At 32.0% G+C, this 19,585-nt stretch carries 16 protein-coding genes and 1 tRNA gene; 11 read left to right on the forward strand and 6 right to left on the reverse strand.

The genetic code is table 11. The features are described from left to right. Nucleotides 1-7 precede the first annotated feature (7 nt). Genes AMN78_RS02895 through dxs form a run of 3 tightly spaced genes read left to right on the forward strand, consistent with a single transcriptional unit; the run spans nucleotide 8 to nucleotide 3,019 of the window. Nucleotides 8-232 (forward strand): hypothetical protein, encoded by a 225-nt coding sequence (locus AMN78_RS02895; RefSeq protein WP_075534085.1) that lies wholly within the window; start codon nucleotides 8-10, stop codon nucleotides 230-232. After that, a complete protein-coding gene (locus tag AMN78_RS02900; protein ID WP_075534086.1) occupies nucleotides 213-1,100 on the forward strand; it encodes a polyprenyl synthetase family protein in 888 nt (295 codons plus the stop codon). The genes AMN78_RS02895 and AMN78_RS02900 overlap by 20 nt, the downstream gene beginning before the upstream one ends. Beyond that, nucleotides 1,100-3,019 carry a 1-deoxy-D-xylulose-5-phosphate synthase gene (gene dxs / locus AMN78_RS02905; protein WP_075534087.1) on the forward strand — a complete coding sequence of 640 codons (1,920 nt, stop codon included), beginning with the start codon at nucleotides 1,100-1,102 and terminating at the stop codon, nucleotides 3,017-3,019. Before AMN78_RS02900 ends, dxs begins: the two co-directional genes overlap by 1 nt. Here dxs and aroC read toward each other — a convergent pair whose 3' ends face one another. Continuing rightward, the gene (gene aroC, locus AMN78_RS02910; protein ID WP_075534088.1) at nucleotides 3,020-4,102 is read right to left on the reverse strand and encodes a chorismate synthase; all 1,083 of its coding nucleotides are present in this window, start codon (nucleotides 4,100-4,102) and stop codon (nucleotides 3,020-3,022) included. It lies immediately after the preceding gene. Between the two features lie 34 nt (nucleotides 4,103-4,136). Between aroC and pdxH the strand changes: the two genes are divergently transcribed. Then, nucleotides 4,137-4,769, forward strand: coding sequence for a pyridoxamine 5'-phosphate oxidase (gene pdxH / locus AMN78_RS02915; protein ID WP_075534089.1), 633 nt, complete (start codon nucleotides 4,137-4,139; stop codon nucleotides 4,767-4,769). On the opposite strand, the gene AMN78_RS02920 is transcribed toward pdxH, so the two are convergent. After that, the gene (locus AMN78_RS02920; protein WP_075534090.1) at nucleotides 4,766-5,779 is read right to left on the reverse strand and encodes a polyprenyl synthetase family protein; all 1,014 of its coding nucleotides are present in this window, start codon (nucleotides 5,777-5,779) and stop codon (nucleotides 4,766-4,768) included. The two genes, pdxH and AMN78_RS02920, sit on opposite strands and share 4 nt — an antisense overlap. A gap of 146 nt (nucleotides 5,780-5,925) precedes the next feature. On the opposite strand from AMN78_RS02920, the gene AMN78_RS02925 reads away from it, so the two are divergent. Genes AMN78_RS02925 through ppdK form a run of 4 tightly spaced genes read left to right on the forward strand, consistent with a single transcriptional unit; the run spans nucleotide 5,926 to nucleotide 12,353 of the window. Then, the gene (locus AMN78_RS02925; RefSeq protein WP_075534091.1) at nucleotides 5,926-6,738 is read left to right on the forward strand and encodes a S49 family peptidase; all 813 of its coding nucleotides are present in this window, start codon (nucleotides 5,926-5,928) and stop codon (nucleotides 6,736-6,738) included. Then, entirely contained in the window at nucleotides 6,739-7,635 is an 897-nt protein-coding gene (locus AMN78_RS02930; RefSeq protein WP_075534092.1) for a glycine--tRNA ligase subunit alpha, read from the forward strand. It abuts the gene before it with no gap. A gap of 3 nt (nucleotides 7,636-7,638) precedes the next feature. Next, the gene (gene glyS, locus AMN78_RS02935; RefSeq protein WP_075534093.1) at nucleotides 7,639-9,693 is read left to right on the forward strand and encodes a glycine--tRNA ligase subunit beta; all 2,055 of its coding nucleotides are present in this window, start codon (nucleotides 7,639-7,641) and stop codon (nucleotides 9,691-9,693) included. After that, the gene (gene ppdK, locus AMN78_RS02940) at nucleotides 9,693-12,353 is read left to right on the forward strand and encodes a pyruvate, phosphate dikinase (RefSeq protein ID WP_075534094.1); all 2,661 of its coding nucleotides are present in this window, start codon (nucleotides 9,693-9,695) and stop codon (nucleotides 12,351-12,353) included. The genes glyS and ppdK overlap by 1 nt, the downstream gene beginning before the upstream one ends. Here ppdK and nadC read toward each other — a convergent pair. Both nadC and nadA read right to left on the reverse strand, forming a co-directional pair. Next, nucleotides 12,342-13,172: a carboxylating nicotinate-nucleotide diphosphorylase gene (gene nadC / locus AMN78_RS02945; protein ID WP_075534095.1), complete on the reverse strand. Its 831-nt coding sequence runs from the start codon at nucleotides 13,170-13,172 to the stop codon at nucleotides 12,342-12,344. The two genes, ppdK and nadC, sit on opposite strands and share 12 nt — an antisense overlap. A gap of 4 nt (nucleotides 13,173-13,176) precedes the next feature. Beyond that, complete coding sequence (gene nadA / locus AMN78_RS02950; RefSeq protein ID WP_075534096.1) at nucleotides 13,177-14,166, reverse strand: quinolinate synthase NadA; 990 nt, start codon at nucleotides 14,164-14,166, stop codon at nucleotides 13,177-13,179. 61 nt (nucleotides 14,167-14,227) lie between these two features. Here nadA and AMN78_RS02955 point away from each other — a divergent pair. Next, nucleotides 14,228-14,311: transfer RNA gene (locus AMN78_RS02955), tRNA-Leu, on the forward strand. 115 nt (nucleotides 14,312-14,426) lie between these two features. Here AMN78_RS02955 and AMN78_RS02960 read toward each other — a convergent pair. Continuing rightward, the gene (locus AMN78_RS02960; protein WP_075534097.1) at nucleotides 14,427-15,311 is read right to left on the reverse strand and encodes a CAF17-like 4Fe-4S cluster assembly/insertion protein YgfZ; all 885 of its coding nucleotides are present in this window, start codon (nucleotides 15,309-15,311) and stop codon (nucleotides 14,427-14,429) included. A 36-nt stretch (nucleotides 15,312-15,347) separates the two neighbouring features. Between AMN78_RS02960 and AMN78_RS02965 the strand changes: the two genes are divergently transcribed. Continuing rightward, nucleotides 15,348-16,661 (forward strand): dihydroorotase, encoded by a 1,314-nt coding sequence (locus AMN78_RS02965; protein WP_075534098.1) that lies wholly within the window; start codon nucleotides 15,348-15,350, stop codon nucleotides 16,659-16,661. Here AMN78_RS02965 and AMN78_RS02970 read toward each other — a convergent pair. Next, the gene (locus AMN78_RS02970) at nucleotides 16,650-18,548 is read right to left on the reverse strand and encodes a propionyl-CoA synthetase (RefSeq protein ID WP_075534099.1); all 1,899 of its coding nucleotides are present in this window, start codon (nucleotides 18,546-18,548) and stop codon (nucleotides 16,650-16,652) included. The two genes, AMN78_RS02965 and AMN78_RS02970, sit on opposite strands and share 12 nt — an antisense overlap. A gap of 228 nt (nucleotides 18,549-18,776) precedes the next feature. Here AMN78_RS02970 and AMN78_RS02975 point away from each other — a divergent pair, with 228 nt between their 5' ends. Next, nucleotides 18,777-19,547 (forward strand): bacteriorhodopsin-like, encoded by a 771-nt coding sequence (locus AMN78_RS02975; protein ID WP_075534100.1) that lies wholly within the window; start codon nucleotides 18,777-18,779, stop codon nucleotides 19,545-19,547. The last annotated feature ends 38 nt before the right edge of the window (nucleotides 19,548-19,585 follow it).

Genomic DNA, 19,585 nt, shown 5'->3' on the forward strand with positions numbered 1-19,585 from the left:
TTGATTTATGAAAATCGAAAATATTCCAGCTGATATCAAAAGTAAATCATTAAAAGAGGCTAGAGATGAAATTGATGTAATTCTTGCAAAACTAGAGAGCAAAAATTTGGAATTTAATACAATTGATATTGAATATAAAAGATTAATTCTTTTAAATAAACACGTGGAAAATCTTTTTAAAATAAAATCAAAAAATTTATCTAACGAAAAAAATGAAAAAGCAGATGATTAAACTTAAATTAAATAAAAATGCAAAAAAAATTGACCAATTTATTAAAAGATTTCTGAGAAAACAGGACAATTCTTTATTAGTAAGACCAATGAAATATGGAGTAATTTCAGGAGGAAAAAAAATTAGATCTAAAGTTATTTTTGATGCTGGTAAGTTATTAAGAGTTAGTCGAAACAAACTTATTTATATTTGTGCCGCTGTCGAGTGTATTCATTCTTATTCTCTAATTCACGATGATCTACCCTGTATGGACAATGATGATCTCAGAAGAGGAAAACTTTCAACACACAAAAAGTTCGGAGAAGCTACTGCAGTGTTAGCTGGAAATTCTTTGCTTACATTATCTTTTGAAATTATTTCTGATAGAAAAAATTTAATTTCTTCAAAACAAAAAAATGAAATTATTAGTCTTTTGGCCAATTGCTCAGGACATACAGGAATAGCCGGGGGCCAGGAACTCGATTTGAAATTTGAAAATAAGAGAAAAAAAGTAAATCAAATTATTGACATGCAAAGAAAAAAAACTGGAAAATTATTTAATTTTTGTTTGCAATCTATAGCAATTTTGGCAAACAAAAACAAAAATGAAATAAAAAACTTTGGTATGCTGGGGGAAGACATTGGTTTACTTTTTCAACTAGCTGATGATTTTTTAGATATTAAGGGCTCAAAAAAATTGATAGGTAAATCAACAAACAAAGATAAAAAAAATGGTAAATCAACTTTAATAAACCTGTTAGGTTATAAAAAAGCATATAAGTATGCAGAAAATTTAAAGAAAAAAATATTGCTTAAATTAAGAAAACATGGAAAAAATGCAAAAGATTTAACAGATACAATAGAGTTTATTTTAGGGAGAAATTTCTAGTGCCAAATTTAATTAAACAAATTAACTTTCCCTCAGATTTAAGGAAATATAATAAAGAAAATTTGAAACAGATCTCTAACGAGTTGAGAGACGAACTCATTGACGTGGTTTCAGAAACTGGAGGGCACTTAGGGGCAGGCCTTGGAGTTGTTGAGCTTACAGTAGCTTTACATTACGTATTTGACACTCCTAAAGATAAACTAGTTTGGGATGTCAGCCATCAATGTTATCCCCACAAAATTATTACTGGAAGAAGAGACAAAATGAAAACTTTGAGAAAGGGTGGAGGTTTATCAGGTTTTACAAAAAGGTCTGAAAGTGAATATGATCCTTTTGGAGCCGCTCATAGCTCGACTTCTATTTCTTCAACTCTTGGTATGGCTGTAGCAAAAAAATTATCCAATAATAACAACAATGTTATTGCTGTAATTGGTGACGGGGCACTGAGTGCTGGAATGGCTTATGAGGCAATGAATAACGCTGGCGCTTTAAAGTCAAATTTAATTGTAGTTTTAAACGATAATGATATGTCGATTGCGAGACCTGTTGGAGCTATGAGCAAGTATTTAGCCAATCTTCTTTCAGGAAAATTATATTTTAATTTCAGAGAGACAATAAAAATGGTAATTTCTGCTTTTTCAAAAAGATTTAGCCAAAAAGCTGGAAAAGCAGAGGATCTATTAAGAAATATAGTTACTGGCGGAACTTTATTTAGTGAATTAGGATTTTATTATGTTGGACCTATCGATGGACATGATGTTGAAAACTTAGTTCAAATATTTGAAAATGTAAAAAATTCAAATCATCAAGGTCCTGTTTTAATTCATGTAAGAACAGAAAAAGGAAAAGGCTATAAACCAGCTGAAGACTCTGGTGATAAATACCATGGAGTTTCTAAATTTAATGTTTCTACTGGTGAGCAATCTAAATCTAATTCTAATACTCCATCATACACAAAAGTTTTTGCAGAGACTTTAATTAAACATGCCGAACAAGATACAAAAATAATAGGAATTACAGGAGCAATGCCATCTGGAACTGGGTTAAATCTATTTGAAAAAAAATTTCCAGAAAGAACTTTTGATGTAGGCATAGCTGAACAACATGCCGTGACATTTGCTGCTGGATTAGCTACAGAAGGATATAAGCCTTATGCAGCAATTTACTCGACTTTTCTTCAAAGAGCCTATGACCAGGTTGTGCATGACGTTGCATTACAATCATTACCTGTGAGATTTGCAATTGATAGAGCAGGATTAGTTGGTGCAGATGGACCCACCCATGCAGGATCTTTTGATATAACTTACTTATCTACCTTGCCAAACTTTGTTGTTATGGCTGCAAGCGATGAGTCAGAACTTGTAAAAATGATAAATACCTCAGTGGAAATTAATGATAGGCCATCTGCTTTTAGATACCCAAGAGGAAATGGTACAGGTGTTCAATTGCCGTCAATAAAAGAAGTTTTGGAAATAGGCAAAGCAAAAATTATTAAGGAAGGAAAAAAAGTTGTATTATTAAACTTTGGAACAAGGTTAGAGGAATGTAAAAAAGCCTCAGAAAAACTTTTTTCAAAGGGCATTAATTGCACAATAGTAGACGCTAGATTTGCTAAACCTTTAGATGAAAAATTAATTATGGAGATAGCGACTAATCATGAAGTACTAATAACAATTGAGGAAGGTTCTATAGGTGGTTTCGGATCTCACGTGATGCAATTATTGTCAGATAGAGGTGTTTTTGATACAGGGCTAAAGTTTAGATCAATGATTCTGCCAGATATTTTTATTGACCAAGATACCCCGGAAAAAATGTATGAAATAGCTGGTTTAGATAGTTTGTCTATTGCAACAAAAGTAGAAGAAACATTAAATTCAAAAATAATTTTAGCTAAAAATAAAAATAAGATAACTAACTAACTAACTACATTGTGCTCTATTTAAAAGAAAGTGATCTAACAGTACACAATTAATCATCGCCTCTCCGATGGGCACTGCTCTAATACCAACACATGGATCATGCCTCCCTTTGACAGAAATTTTTGTATTTTTACCTTTTTTATCTATCGTATTTCGACTAGTTAAAATTGAGGAAGTAGGTTTCACCGCGAATGAAGCCACAATGTTTTGACCAGATGAAATTCCACCTAAAATACCTCCAGCTTGATTAGATTTAAATTTCACCTTTCCAGATCCTTTACTCATCTCATCTGAGTTTTCCTCACCACTTAAAAAAGCCGCATTCATACCAGCTCCAATATTAACTCCTTTAACTGCGTTGATACTCATCAATGCAGCAGCTATGTCAGTATCTAATTTCGAATATATGGGAGCCCCAAGGCCAACTGGAATACCAGACGCCCTTAACTCAATTATTGCACCACATGAAGATCCTGCTTTCCTCACAGCGAGAAGATATTTTTCCCAAAGTTTTACAGACTTTTTATCAGGACAGAAAAAAGGATTTTTTCTTATTTCACTATCTTTCCAATTAGATTTATCGCAGGACATCAACCCTAGTTGTGTAACTGCTCCAACAACATTAAACTTACTGCCAATCAGTTTTTTTAATACTACTTTTGCTACTGCTCCAGCAGCAACTCTGCATGCAGTTTCTCTAGCAGACTGTCTTCCACCTCCTCTATAATCCCTTATACCATATTTTTTAAAATACGTATAATCAGCATGTCCAGGTCTAAATTTATTTTTAATCGTTTCATAATCTCTAGATCTTTTATCTTCATTGTATATTATTATCGAGATTGGAGTTCCGGTAGTTTTACCTTCAAAGACGCCAGATAAAATTACAGCTTTATCAGACTCTTTTCTTTGCGTTGTAAACTTTGATTGCCCAGGCCTTCTCCTGTCCATATCTTGCTGAATATCCTTCTCAGATATAGATATATTTGGTGGGCATCCATCAATCACACACCCAATAGCTGGACCATGTGATTCTCCCCAAGTAGTAAACCTAAAAATTTTCCCAAAAGTATTAAAAGACATAGATAAATAATGTATAAATTATTTTAAAGAAATTATGAATCAAAAAAATGGCAAAAATACACTAGGTATAGATATTATCTTTGAAGATTTAGATAATCCAATAGAATTATTTAAAAAATGGTTTTCAAAAGCTGAAGAAAGTGAAATTAATGACCCTAACGCGGTTGCGGTTGCAACTTCAAATAAAGATAATCAACCTAATGTTAGGATGGTTCTCCTTAAAGGTTTAAGCGAAAAAGGATTTGTTTTTTATACCAATTTTAACAGTAAAAAAGGAAATGAGCTAAAAGAAAATCAAAAAGCTTCGATGTGCTTTCACTGGAAAAGCTTAAGACGTCAAGTAAGAGTGATTGGTAAAGTGGAAGAAGTTTCAGCTAAAGAGGCAGATGATTATTATAACTCTCGACCGTACAAAAATAGAATAGGCGCGTGGGCCTCGTCCCAATCAGAAATTTTAGAAAAAAGAGAAACATTTACAGAAAAAATTAAAGAATTTGAAAAAAAATTTCCTTATCAGAAAAAAGTTCCTAGACCACCACATTGGTCAGGATGGAGATTACTGCCTAAAGAAATAGAATTTTGGTTAGATGGCGAAGGAAGAATACACGAAAGATTAAATTATAAAAAAAAAAATGGAAGTTGGAAAAAAGAACTGCTTTACCCTTAAAAAGATCTATTAAGACTAAAACTAGTTAAGTTTTGTAAAATTCGTTTATCTTCAGTTTCAGGAAAAATAGCTAAAGCATCAAAAGAAACATTAACAAAAAATTCTGCTTTTTTAAATGTGGCCTCAACTGCTTTATATTTATTAATTAAAGAGAGAGTTTCACCAAAATCTTCATCTGTTCTGTTTTCTTTTTTCATTATTTCAGCTAAAAATTTTTTTTCTTTATCATTGCCTTTCTGAAATATTGAAATTAAGGGCAATGTTACCTTTCCCTCAAAAAAATCCTTACCTATTTCTTTTCCGAATAATTTTTCTTTTGCATAATAATCAAGGGCGTCATCCGCAATTTGAAATGCTAGACCTAAATTTTTTCCGTATGACTCTAATGCTTTTTTTTCTTTTTCATTGCTTTGAGATAAACACGCACCTGTTTTAGTAGCAGCCGAGAAAAGTGAGGCGGTTTTTAAACTAATTATATCTAGATATGTTTCTTCTAATAAATCAGCCTCTCCTTTATGTTGAAGTTGCATAACTTCACCTTGAGCAATCTTTGCAGATGTAGAAGATAACAATTTTAAAACTTCTAAGTCACCGTCTTCTACCATCATTTCAAAACACCTACTTAATAAATAATCACCAACTAAAATTGAAGACTGATTCCCCCAAATTGAATTTGTTGTTTGTGATCCTCTTCTTAGCTTACTTTCATCAATCACATCATCATGCAATAACGTTGCAGAATGAATTAGTTCTACACAAGCTGCTAAATTTATATCTCTACCATTATCTTTGTATCCTGTTAATTTTGCGGACCCCAATGTTAATAATGCTCTTAATCTTTTTCCACCTGAACTAAGATGGTGATTACTCATTCTTTCAATAAGATTTACATCACTTTTTAGCTTTTGCAGTATAAGTGTCTCCACATTCTGAAGTTTTTCACTCAGAAGATTTTTCAATTCTAAGTAAGCTGAATTCGCTGATTTTTTTAGTGGTACAACTAATCCCATTGATATTAGTTATATTTGTTTTTAGGTAATTATAAATTTTTAATTGGAAACGTGGTGACGCACCTATAATTCAACTATAAGTAGCGTAATTATTAATTAAAATTTAATATTTTGCTGTTATAAGTTTAAATAATCTTCGTAAATATATGTTTTCATTTTTTAAGAAAAAAAAAGTTGTACCGCATGTTAGACTAACTGGGATAATTGGCTCAGGCGGCAGATTTAAACAAGGCATGGAGTTAGCCAACCAAAGAGATATTTTAAAGAAAGCATTTTCAGTAAAAAAGATATCTCATGTGGCTATTTCAATTAATTCACCGGGAGGATCGCCAGTTCAATCACACTTAATTTATAGCTATATAAGACAACTTGCAGAAAAAAATAAAATTAAAGTAATTGTTTTTGCAGAAGATGTCGCTGCTTCGGGAGGATATTTTATCGCGTGTGCCGGCGATGAAATATATGCAAACTCTAGCTCAATAATAGGCTCAATTGGAGTAATATCAGCTTCTTTTGGTTTCAAAGAGTTAATTCAAAAGATTGGAGTTGAGAGAAGAGTTTATACTGCTGGAAAAAACAAAAGTACTCTGGACCCTTTTAAAGAGGAGAAAGAAGAGGATATAAAAAGGTTAAAGAATATTCAATTAGAGCTTCATGAAGATTTTATAAAAGTTGTAGAAAAAAGCAGAGGATCAAAGCTAAAAGACCCCGAAAAAAATAATATTTTTACTGGAGAATTTTGGACAGGAAAAGCTTCACTCAAACTTGGATTAGTTGATGGCTTAGGCAATGCAGATCAAATTTTAAAAGAAAAATTTGGCGATAAAGTGGTTATTAAAACTTTTGAAAAACCAAAAGGTTTTTTAGCAAGAAAATTATCTTCGTCTACACAAGATCCAGTTGAAAAATTTGCAAACATAATTGAAGAAAAGTCGATGTGGCAAAAATTTGGTTTATAAATGCCAGCAAAAAAAAAAGTAAAAAAAAAAAAATTTGAAAAATTAAATTTTTTGTCTTTTCAAGACTTAACTATGAATCTCCAAAAATTTTGGGGAAAACATGGATGTGTTATTTTACAACCTTATGATATGGAAGTTGGGGCAGGAACATTTCATCCAGCGACAACTTTAAGATCGCTTGGCCCTAAACCTTGGAAGGCTGCGTATGTACAGCCGTCCAGAAGACCGACAGATGGCAGGTATGGTGAAAATCCAAATCGATTACAACACTATTATCAATATCAAGTAATTATAAAACCTTCTCCAAAAAATATTAAACAACTTTATCTTAAAAGCTTAGCGGCTATAGGTATCGATGTAAAAAATCATGACATCCGTTTTATTGAAGATGATTGGGAAAGTCCAACTTTAGGAGCAGCAGGATTAGGATGGGAAGTTTGGTGTGACGGGATGGAGATCACTCAATTTACTTACTTTCAACAAATGACAGGTATAGAATGTAAACCTGTTCCCGTTGAAATTACCTATGGTTTAGAGAGACTATGTATGTTTGTTCAAGGGAAAAATAATGTTTTTGACCTTGATTGGAATAATGATGGTGTGAAATATAAAGAAGTTTTTTTTCAATCCGAAAAAGAATTTTCTGCTTATAACTTCGAGTTTGCGGATACTGATACCTTACTAAAAAGTTTTGAAAATACAGAAAAAGAATGTAAATCTTTACTCGAAAAAAAACTCTCAATGCCAGCATATGATCAATGTCTTAAAGCAAGTCATATTTTTAATTTATTAGACGCACGTGGAGTTATTGGTGTTGCTGAAAGAACTGGTTATATTACAAGAATTAGGGAGCTCGCAAAAGGTTGCGGTGCTTTATGGCTTAGTTCACAAAGTTAAATTATGGCAGAACTTTTATTGGAATTATATAGCGAGGAAATTCCACCACAATTACAAATATCAGCAAGGTCTCAAATAAAACAATATATTGAAAATTCTTTTAAGGAAGAGAATATAAGGCATAAAGAATTATCAGTTTACTCTTCACCAACAAGACTAACAATATTCTCAAAAGATCTTACTGAAAAAATTAAAATAAAGGCTAAAGAAATTAAAGGACCCAAGGTGGGTTCTCCTAATCAAGTATTGCAAGGCTTCATGAAAGCTAAAAATGTAAATGAGAAAGATTTAATTGAAAAAAATACTGATAAAGGAAAATTTTACTTTGTTAAAACACAATCTCAATCAATCTTGGTTGAGGACTTGTTAATCAAAATTATTCCGAAGGCAATAGGATCAATTAATTGGAAAAAATCAATGAAATGGTCAGATCATAATTTGATGTGGGGTAGGCCTCTCAGGTCAATTTTTGCAAAGTTCAACAATAAAAAATTAATGTTTAAATTTGAACATCTTGATACCACCGATGAGGTAATTATTGAACAAGATTTAATTATAAAAACTAAAAAGATAAAAGATTTTAGGGATTACTACAATTTTTTAAAAAATCACAAAATAATCGTTGATCATAAAGAGAGAGAAGAGATCATTCTTCGAAAAATAAGTTCATTTTCTCAATCTAAACAATACAAAGAAAGTCTAAATCTTAAACTTTTAGATGAAGTCGTTAATATTGTTGAAGATCCCAATTTACTTCATGTGAGTTTTAGTAAAGATTTTTTAGAAATACCGAAAGAAATTATAATCTCGACACTTGAGAAGCATCAGAGATATTTCCCAATTTTTGATAGTAGAGATCGATTAACTAATTATTTTTTTGTTGTGGCAAATAAAAAAGATGAAAAAAAATTAATTACCAAAGGAAATAGAAGGGTTGTTGAAGCCAGACTAGCAGATGCTAAATTTTTCTGGGATAAAGACAGATCTAAAAATTTAATTAAACAAATAGCTAATCTTAAAGCAGTAACTTTTTACGAAAATCTGGGGTCTATTTATGATAAAACGCAAAGGTTAAGAAAGTTGGCTGGCCTATTATCTGATGACTTAAATATCAATAAAGAAAAAGCTCAAGTTGCAGCATCCATTTCTAAATCCGATTTATGTTCCGACCTAGTTGGAGAATATCCAGAACTTCAAGGTGTGATGGGAAAATATTTTGCATTAGCACAAGGTTTTGATGAAGATGTAGCAAATTCAGTAAGTGATCATTATTTGCCAATAGGCCTTACTTCAGTAATACCCAAAAAACCTTTTAGCTATTCTATTTCAATTGTAGATAAGATAGATACGTTAGTAGGTTTTTTTGTCATTAATGAAAAACCTACGAGTTCAAAAGATCCTTTTGCTTTAAGACGGGCTGCAATTGGATTGCTTAGAATAATTATCGAAAATAAATTATCGTTTAAACTTAGAGATCTAATTAGTTACGCCATAAGACTTTATCAAGAACAAGGTGTTATAATTATAAATGAGAAAACAGAACATGAGGTGTTGGAATTTATAAAGGAAAGAATGCGAAACGTATTAAAATTAAAAAATATTCAAACTGATATTATTGAGGCATCAATTAGCTCTCATTCTGGAGATAATTTCTTAGCACTTTATAAAAAAACAATTTTAATGAATAAATATAAAAATAAAGGAATTGGCCTTAATGCTATAAGTTCGTATAAAAGAGCTTCAAATATTTTAGATAAAGCTGGAAAGGGCATTACTGGTAGACCCGATGCCGTATTATTTAGAAAAGATGAAGAAAAAATACTTCATGAAAAAATAAATGATATACGTAAAGCTTTTACTGTCAAAGATGATAATAAAGACTATGAAAGCTTGTTAATAAAGCTTTCTGATACTAAAGAAACTACAGATAATTTTTTTGAAAATGTGGTAGTAAATGATGAAAATCAAGATATTAAAAATAATCGATTAGAGTTGTTAAAAATGCTCTGTAATACATTTGACAATTTTATCGATTTTTCAAAATTAGAGGGATTGTAATGGCAAAAGTTATATTTAGCTTTGATGATAAATCTGCCAAAAAGTTAAAAAACAAAAAAAATATTTTGGGTGGAAAAGGAGCAAACCTTGGTGAGATGGGTAGATTAGGCTTACCCGTTCCTCCTGGATTTACTATTACTACTGAAGTTTGCGATTTATTTTATAAAAATAAAAAAAAATTACCCAGAAAAGTATTACAAAATATTGAGTCAGAACTAAAGAATATTGAAAAGAAAACTCAAAAAAAATTCGGTGATTTAAAAAATCCATTATTAGTATCAGTTAGATCAGGTGCTAGAATTTCAATGCCTGGGATGATGGATACAATTTTAAATCTTGGTCTTAATGACAGAACAGTTGAGTCGCTAAAAAAGAGAACTTCTAACGGACGATTTGCTAAAGATAGCTATAGAAGATTTATACAAATGTACAGTAATGTAGTTTTGGGGGTAGAGGGACATTTGTTTGAAGAACTAATTGATAATTATAAGTTAACTAAAGGAGTTTTATTAGACACAGATTTAGACGAGAGCGATTGGGATGGTTTAATTATTAATTTTAAAGAGTTAGTAAAAAAAGAAAAAAAAATTAATTTTCCTCAGGACGTCAAAGAGCAATTACTAGGAGCAATAAACGCAGTATTTTTATCTTGGGACAGTCAAAGAGCAAAAACTTATAGAAAATTAAATCAAATTCCAGATCATTGGGGAACAGCTGTAAATGTTCAAGCTATGGTTTTTGGAAATATGGGAGATGATTGTTCAACAGGTGTTGCCTTTACAAGAAATCCTTCGACAGGAGAAAATTCTTTCTTTGGAGAATTTCTAATTAATGCACAAGGTGAAGATGTTGTAGCTGGTACTAGAACTCCTCAATACATCACTAAAAAAGCAAAAAAAGATTCAGGATCTAAAGATCCTTCAATGGAAGAGGCTATGCCCAAAGTTTATAAAGAGCTTGCAAAGGTATTTCTTAAGCTTGAAAGGCATTACAAAGATATGCAAGACATTGAGTTTACAGTTGAAAATAATAAACTTTGGATGTTGCAAACTAGATCTGGAAAAAGAACAGCTAAAGCTGCAATTAAAATTGCAGTGGATATGGTTAGAGAGAAATTGATTTCAAAAAAAGAAGCAATCAAAAGAATTGATCCAAATACTTTAGATACTTTACTACATCCCACTTTAGACGAAAAAGTTGAGAAAGAGGTAATTGCTTCGGGATTACCGGCATCTCCAGGAGCTGCAAGTGGTAAAGTTGTTTTCACTGCTGATGAAGCAGAGAAATTAAACGGGATGATGCAAGATACAATATTAGTGAGGTTAGAAACTTCTCCAGAGGATATACATGGAATGCATGCAGCTAAAGGAATTCTTACTGCAAGAGGCGGCATGACTAGTCATGCCGCCGTTGTTGCAAGAGGAATGGGGAGACCATGTGTTTCGGGCTCAAGTGAAATTACAATCGATTATGAGTTAAAACAATTTAAAGCTGGAGACGTGATTATTAAAGAGGGAGACATTATTACTATAGATGGGGGAAGTGGAAAAGTAATGAAAGGATTAGTTCCGACTGTTCAACCTGAAATTTCTGGATACTTTTCTACAATTATGAAATGGGCTGATAAATTTAGAAAATTAAAAGTAAGAACAAATGCAGAAACAGAGGTGGACAGTAAAACGGCTAGAGAATTTGGCGCTGAAGGAATTGGCCTATGTAGAACTGAGCATATGTTTTTTGATGAAGAGAGAATTTTATCTGTTAGACAAATGATTTTATCTAAATCAAAAGAAGATAGAAATAGCGCGCTTGATAAACTTCAACCCCACCAAAAAGAGGACTTTAAAAAAATATTTAAAGTTATGTCAGGTTTACCTGTTACAGTAAGATTATTAGATCCACCGCTTCATGAGTTTTTACCGAAAGCTGACAAAGACATAGATGAAGTCGCAAGATCCTTAAATTTATCAGCTAAAGAGATTAAAGATAGAATTGCAGAACTTCACGAAGAAAATCCTATGCTTGGACATAGAGGATGTAGGCTCGGTATTTCTTTTCCAGAGATTTACGAAATGCAATGCAGAGCAATATTTGAAGCTATAGTTGAATTAAAAAAACAAAAAGTAAAAGCAGCTTTTGTAGAAATAATGATACCATTGGTTTCAACAGAATCTGAATTAAAAATTTTAAGAGCTTTAGTTAATAAAATAGCTAAAGAAATAGAAAAAGAAAATAAATTGAAACTTGAATATATGGTAGGCACAATGATTGAATTACCACGTGCTGCTTTACAAGCAAAGTCTATCTCAAAACATGCTGATTTCTTCAGTTTTGGAACAAATGATTTAACACAAACAACCTTTGGGATAAGTAGAGATGATTCAGGAAAATTTTTAAACGATTATATTGATAATAAAATTTTTGATGTAGATCCATTTGTAAGCATCGATCAAAATGGAGTAGGCGAGTTAGTGGAAATAGCCTCCTCAAGAGGCAGAAAAACAAATAAAAATATTAAATTAGGTATTTGTGGCGAACACGGTGGTGATCCTAAGAGTATTGAATTTTGTTCTAGAACAGGATTAAACTATGTTTCTTGTTCTCCATTTAGAGTTCCTGTTGCAAGACTTGCAGCTGCACAAGCAGAATTATCTAAATAATAAAGTAGCATCAAATGATCTGGTGCTATGAGTAATTGCACCAACTGAAATTCTATTTACACCTGTTTTGGATATTTGTTTAACATTATTTAAAGTAGCATTTCCCGAATACTCTGTTTCATATTTATTTTTACAAAGTTTTAAACAATATTTTAACTGTGGAAATTTCATATTATCAAAAAGTATTCTTTTAAATTTTAAGCCTAAAATTTGTTTAAGCTGATTTACATTTTCAACTTCAACTGTAACAATTTTCTTTGTTTTTATAGCTTTCTCAACTAACTCCCTAAGACTAGAAGATGCACTTATATGATTATCTTTAATAAGAATTTCATCGCTTAAATTATATCTATGATTATAACCACCACCTTTTTTAACGGCATATTTTTCCAGTGTTCTCAAATTAGGTGTAGTTTTTCTTGTACAACAGATCTTAGTTTTTTTACTAGTTTTTTTTACAAATTGATTAGTGATTGTTGCGATACCTGAGGCATGATTTAGAAAGTTTAAAGCAGTTCTCTCTGCGGTTAAGATCGTTTTCGTTTTAGCTTTAATATAAGCAATTACTTTATTTTTTTTTATTTTTTTCCCATCAGAGACTTTCTTTATAAAAATAGTTTCTCTCCCAATTAATTTAAACGCTGTTTTACAAAATTCTAAACCAGCTATTACACCATCTTGTTTAGCTATTATTCTAGCTTTAATAATTTTATTTTTTGCACTTACGATGTTTGTAGTGATATCACCTTTAGGCTTCAGGTCTTCCTCTAGAGCCTTTCTTACAACTGATTTTATATAAAATTGATTTAATACTTGCACTGATCTAACGACCGATCTCGGTCATTCTGATTACAGATTTTCTCGCGGCCTCTATAGTTTTGCTATCTAAAATAATCTCATTAGTTTCATTTTCTAAACAATTTAATATTTTTTTTAAATTAATTTTTTTCATATAAGGACATAAATTGCATGGCTTGATAAAAGATACGTTTGGATTATCAGCTTCTACGTTGTCACTCATTGAACATTCTGTAACTAACATAACTTTTTTTGGTTGTTTATTTTTTACATAATCAATCATTCCAGATGTTGATCCTGCAAAATCAGAGGCAGCAATTACATCTGGCGGACATTCAGGATGAGCAATAATTTTAATCCCAGGATTTTCTGCTTTAATTTCTTCTATTTCTTTTCCTGTAAACTGTTCATGCACTATACAAGTTCCTTTCCAAGAAATTATTTTGACCTTGGTATTTTTTGCTACATAGTCTGCTAAATATTGGTCGGGAAGAAAAATTACTTTATCTACATTTAAAGACTCAACTACTTTTACTGCGTTAGCTGAAGTACAACAAACATCAGTTTCTGCTTTAACGTCTGCAGAAGTATTTACATAAGAGACAACAGGAACGCCTGGAAACTTTTGTTTTAGTAATTTTACATCTTCACCTGTAATAGAATTAGATAAAGAACAGCCTGCTTGCATGTCAGGAAGGAACACTTTTTTTTCTGGACACATTAATTTTGCTGTTTCTGCCATAAAGTGTACCCCACACATAATAATTTTATCAGCTTTTGTTTTAGACGCCTCTACTGCTAAAGCTAATGAGTCGGCGGATATATCTGCTACACCGTGGTAAATTTCCGGAGTTTGGTAGTTATGAGCAAGTATAATTGCATTTTTCTCTTTTTTAATCTTATTAATTTTCTCTATCAATGGAGCATGAATTTTCCATTCAGCTTCAGGAACGAATTTTGAGATTTTCTTATAAATCTCTTGAGTAGGGCTCAAATTTTGTTGTTGTACAGACATACTAATTCCAATTTACCAACTTGAGATTAAATTGTCATTCATTTATTGTCGCATTATTATTGCGGTCGTGCTGAAATTGGTAGACAGGCACGCTTGAGGGGCGTGTGGGTTTCCCGTGAGAGTTCGAGTCTCTCCGACCGCACCAAAAAAAGGCATTTATGATTGAATATTTAAGAAAGCATAAAAGAATTATATTTATAATTTTAGTAATAGCTTTTATTGAATTGAGTGGATATGGGATACTAGCGTCTTTATCTAGGTTACTTAACGTTCTCTAAAATTTTACACTCTTTATTATTTGCTAATAATTTTTTATCTATAAAATCCTCAAGATTAGGTTCGAGAACTTTAATTAATCCGAAGGGGTAAGGCTGATCAATAAGAATTTTTCCTATTTTAATATTATTAAAAGTAATTTCATCACCAATATTTAATTCTTCAGATGATGATATGGGCAACAATCTTCTTCTAAGTTTGTTTTTTAATTTCATCCTTGCAGTATTTTCTTGCCCTACAAAACATCCTTTTTTAAAATCTATGGCTTGAAGTGTGTCAAAATTTGCTTCTAAACCAAACAATTGATCTTTTAAATTTATCAATCCTTTTTCAGGTACTCCTAATTTATGAGCAAGAGAAAAATACTCTTTACTATCAATTATAGAAAGATTTAATTTTTTTATTGTTAAGTAAAGTTTTTCTAGATTTGAAATTATTCTCGCTCCTAATTTATTATTTCTTGGATCTAAAAAAATAGGGGTATCTCTGTAAGTAATTGTATTTTCATTTGATTTTAAATCTCCTTGTAATTCTTTGAATTTTGAGTCGTTTATAACCCCAATAACAAATTCAGTAGAAAAGTCTTCAATTTCAACTTTTGATCTTAATTTGTATTTTGATAAATCTTTAATTAGCTCCCCAGTGGAGTTTTCGCTACAGTCTAATAAATATCCTTTGACATTTTGAATTATAAAAAATTCATTCAGATATTTGCCTTGAGGAGTTAATAAGGCTGAAAAAATAGAGTTTTTATTAGAAACTTTATTTATGTCGTTTGTAATTATATTTTGTAGAAAATCTTTAGAGTCTTCTCCACTTACTAAGATTACACCTCTTTTTTCTAAAATTACAACTTGATCTTTTTTCATAATTGTTCCTTATACAATATATTATATATAAAAAACATGTCTGATAATTATAGTCTCATTATTAAAAATGGTTCCTGTTATATCGATGGAAAATTGATTAAATCTGATATTGGGTTATATGAAAATCAAATTAAAAAAATAGGTAATATAGAGGAAAATAATACTAAAGTTTACGATGCATCTGGGAAAGTAATTTTGCCAGGCATCATAGACACCCAAGTGCATTTTAGAGAACCTGGATCAACTGATGCAGAAGATTTAGAAAGTGGAAGTAGAGCTGCAGTTCTTGGAGGTGTAACCTCTTTGTTTGAGATGCCTAATACTAACCCTCCAACAGCAAATTTGGTAGAGTTTGAAAAAAAATTAAAAGCTGCAAAAAATAGAATGCATAGTAATTATGCATTTTATTTTGGTGCAACTCCACAAAATACTGAACAACTTTCACAACTTAAAAACATTGAAGGTTGTTGTGGAGTAAAACTTTTTGCAGGTTCATCGACTGGAAATTTATTAGTTGATAAAGAGGCTGATATTGAAAAAGTGATTTCAAGTAGTGACAGAATAGTTTCGATTCACTCCGAGGATGAAGATATTATAAAATTAAGGAAAAAATTTATTAGACAGGGAGATGTGCACTCTCATCCTGATTGGAGAAATGTCGAGTGCGCAATATCTTCAACTCGAAGGGTAGTAAAAATTGCTGAAAGATATGACAAAAGAATTCATGTACTTCACGTGACCACAAAAGAAGAAGTAGATTTTTTAGCCATGCATAAAAAAAATGTAACTTTCGAAACTACACCTCAACATTTGACATTATACGCTCCAGATTGTTACGATAAATTAGGCACTTATGCTCAAATGAATCCACCACTAAGATCTAAAGATCATTATGATCGTCTCTGGGTTGCCATAAAAAATAATATTGTAGATGTTCTTGGGTCTGATCATGCACCGCATCTAAAAATAAATAAAGATAAAGAGTACCCTAATACTCCTTCAGGAATGCCAGGAGTTCAAACTATCTTTCCAGTCATGATTGACCATGTAAACAATGGAAAACTCTCATTAAATCAGCTTATAAATTTGATGTGTGAAAACCCATGCAAAATTTTTGGAATTAAGAATAAAGGTTTTATAAAAGAGGGTTTTGATGCAGATTTAACAATTGTGGATATGAATAAAGAGGTAACTATAAAGAATGAGATGATCGCTAGTAAATGTGGATGGACTCCTTTTCATAATTATAAAGTAAAGGGTTTTCCTGTAGGAACAATTGTAAATGGTATTTTAGTTATGTCTGAAGGCAAAATAATAGTTGAATCTAAAGGGCAGCCTTTAAAGTTTTAAAATATTATTATCTTTCAAGTCTTGTTTAATTTCATCTAAAATAGCAGGATCATCTATAGTCGCAGGCATTTTATAAGGCTCATTATCTGCAATTTTTCTTACCGTTCCTCTTAGCACTTTCCCCGATCTTGTTTTTGGCAATCTCTTAACTACAATCGCTATTTTGAAAGCTGCAACAGGACCAACTTTTTCTCTAACCATTTTTACACATTCACTAATTATTTCTTTTTTATCTTTAGTTACCCCTGCTTTAAGTGCAAGCAAACCGATAGGTATTTGACCTTTAAGTTTATCGGCAATTCCTATTACTGCGCACTCCGCAACATTTGTATGTTCTGCCAAAACCTCTTCAATAGCCCCAGTAGACAATCTATGACCTGCAACATTAATAATATCATCTGTTCTTGACATGATCCAAACATAGCCATCCTCATCTATGTGTCCCGCATCATAAGTTTGATAATATCCAGGGTAAGTAGTCATGTAATTTTCCTTATATCTTTTATCTGCGCCCCACAATGTTGGAAATGTTCCTGGAGGAAGAGGGAGTTTTACAACAATATCTCCCATCTTACCCGGGCCTACTTCTTTACCTTCAGAATTTAAAACTTTGAGATCATAACCTGGCACTGGTTTAAAAGCTGAACCATATTTTACAGGAAAATTTTCTATACCTGTGCAACTTGATGTTATTGCCCAACTAGTTTCAGTTTGCCACCAATGATCTATGACAGGTGAGTTGGAAAGTTTTTCAAACCATTTTATTGTATCAGGGTCGGCCCTCTCTCCAGCAAGAAACAGTTTATCAAATTTGCTTAAATCATACTTTTTAAAAAATTCTCCGTTAGGATCTTCTTTTTTTATAGCTCTTATTGCTGTTGGTGCAGTAAAAAGAGATTTTACTTTGTGTTCTGAAATTACTCTCCAAAAAACTCCTGCATCAGGAGTTCCCACTGGTTTTCCTTCAAACAGAACGGTAGTACAACCATAAAATAATGGGCCATAAACTATGTAAGAGTGTCCAACAATCCAACCAATATCACTAGCAGACCACCACACATCCTCCGGTTTCATATTATAAATATTTTTCATAGTCCATTTTAATGCCACAATATGCCCACCAATATCACGAACTATTCCTTTAGGAAGACCTGTAGTTCCCGATGTATACAGAATGTAAGCGTAATCATTTGCATTCATTTTTTCACACTCCGCAGGTTTTACATCTTTGTGAGCATCATCCCATGAAATATCAACAGTAGGATTTAACTCTGCTTTATCTTTTTCTCTTTGAAAAATTATACATTTTTTTATTTTATGATTTGCTAATTCTAATGCCTTATTTACTAAAGGTTTGTAATGAACAGTTCGTCCAGGTTCATAGCCACATGAGGCAGTGACAAGAATTTTAGCTTTTGAGTCGTCAATTCTACTTGCAAGCTCATTGGCAGCAAACCCTCCAAATACAACTGAGTGAACTGCACCAATTCTTCCACAGGCAAGCATAGCCACTACTGCCTCTGGAATCATAGGCATATAGATTATAACCCTGTCTCCTTTACTTACGCCTTGTTTTTTTAAAGCTCCAGCAAATAAAGCAACTTTTTCTTTAAGCTTGCTGTAAGTTATTTTTTCTTTTGTACCAGTGATGGGGCTATCATAAATGATAGCTAGCTTTTCACCTTTGCCTTGATCCACATGAAGATCTAGTGCGTTATAACATGTATTCGTTATCCCGTCTTCAAACCATCTATAAAATGGAGGGTTGTCAGAATTTAAAATTTTAGATGGTTTTTTGTACCAAAATATATCTTTTGAAATTTCTTTCCAAAAATCTTCTCTATTTTTTATAGATTTTTGATAAATTTCATTATAATTTTGAGTCAATTTAAACCCCCCAGAATTCTTTAATTTTCTCGATTATTTCATAAATATCCCCAAAAAAAAATAAAAAAACCAATAAATATGCGGTTTTTTAATAAAAAAAACACTTCACTGTAACTTTTTTTTTTACTATGGTTCCGAGCATATTATTCGGTGGTGAGCTTATTAATCACTCGTCCGAGTAGTTTATATATAAACTAAACGAAAACTAAACAAACGAGGGAGGTTTTCATGAGAAAATTAGGTCTTCTTGCTTTAGCAGCTGTTGCCTTTTTAGGTATAACTAGCTCAGCTAATGCGGCGACTGCATTGTTACAAACGAATGATTTCGTAGGAATTTCATTCTGGCTTGTTTCAATGGGAATGATTGCAACAACTGTGTTTTTCTTCGCAGAAAGAGGTACTGTTGCTGCATCATGGAGAACATCTTTAACAGTAGCTGGACTTGTAACTGGTGTTGCATTTGTTCACTACATGTATATGAGAGAAGTTTGGGTGTCGACTGGTGACTCACCAACGGTATACAGATATATCGACTGGTTAATCACAGTGCCACTTCAAATGATCGAATTCTATCTAATCTTGGCAGCTGTTAGAAAGGTGCCAACTTCTATATTTTGGAAGCTATTAATTGGTTCATTAGTAATGTTAATCGGTGGATACTTAGGTGAAGCTGGTTACATACAACCATTTGTAGGTTTCGTAATTGGAATGGCTGGATGGATTTACATCTTGTTTGAAATATTCTCAGGTGAAGCTGGAACAATGGCGGCTAAAGCTGGTAACAAAGCTATGGCTACAGCCTTCAGCGCTATGAGAATAATCGTAACTATTGGTTGGGCAATTTATCCTTTAGGATATATTTTTGGTTACCTAACTGGTGGTGTTGATGCAAATGCTTTAAACGTTATTTATAACTTAGCTGACTTTGTTAACAAGATCGCTTTTGGTCTAGTTATCTGGGCAGCAGCAATGCAAAACACAAGATTATCATCTAGATAATAGATAATTAATTGAAAAAGGGCGGGTATGTCTCACAT

This window comes from Candidatus Pelagibacter communis (assembly GCF_001179945.1).
In the GTDB taxonomy this organism is placed as follows: Bacteria; Pseudomonadota; Alphaproteobacteria; order Pelagibacterales; family Pelagibacteraceae; genus Pelagilacustribacter; species Pelagilacustribacter ubique_A.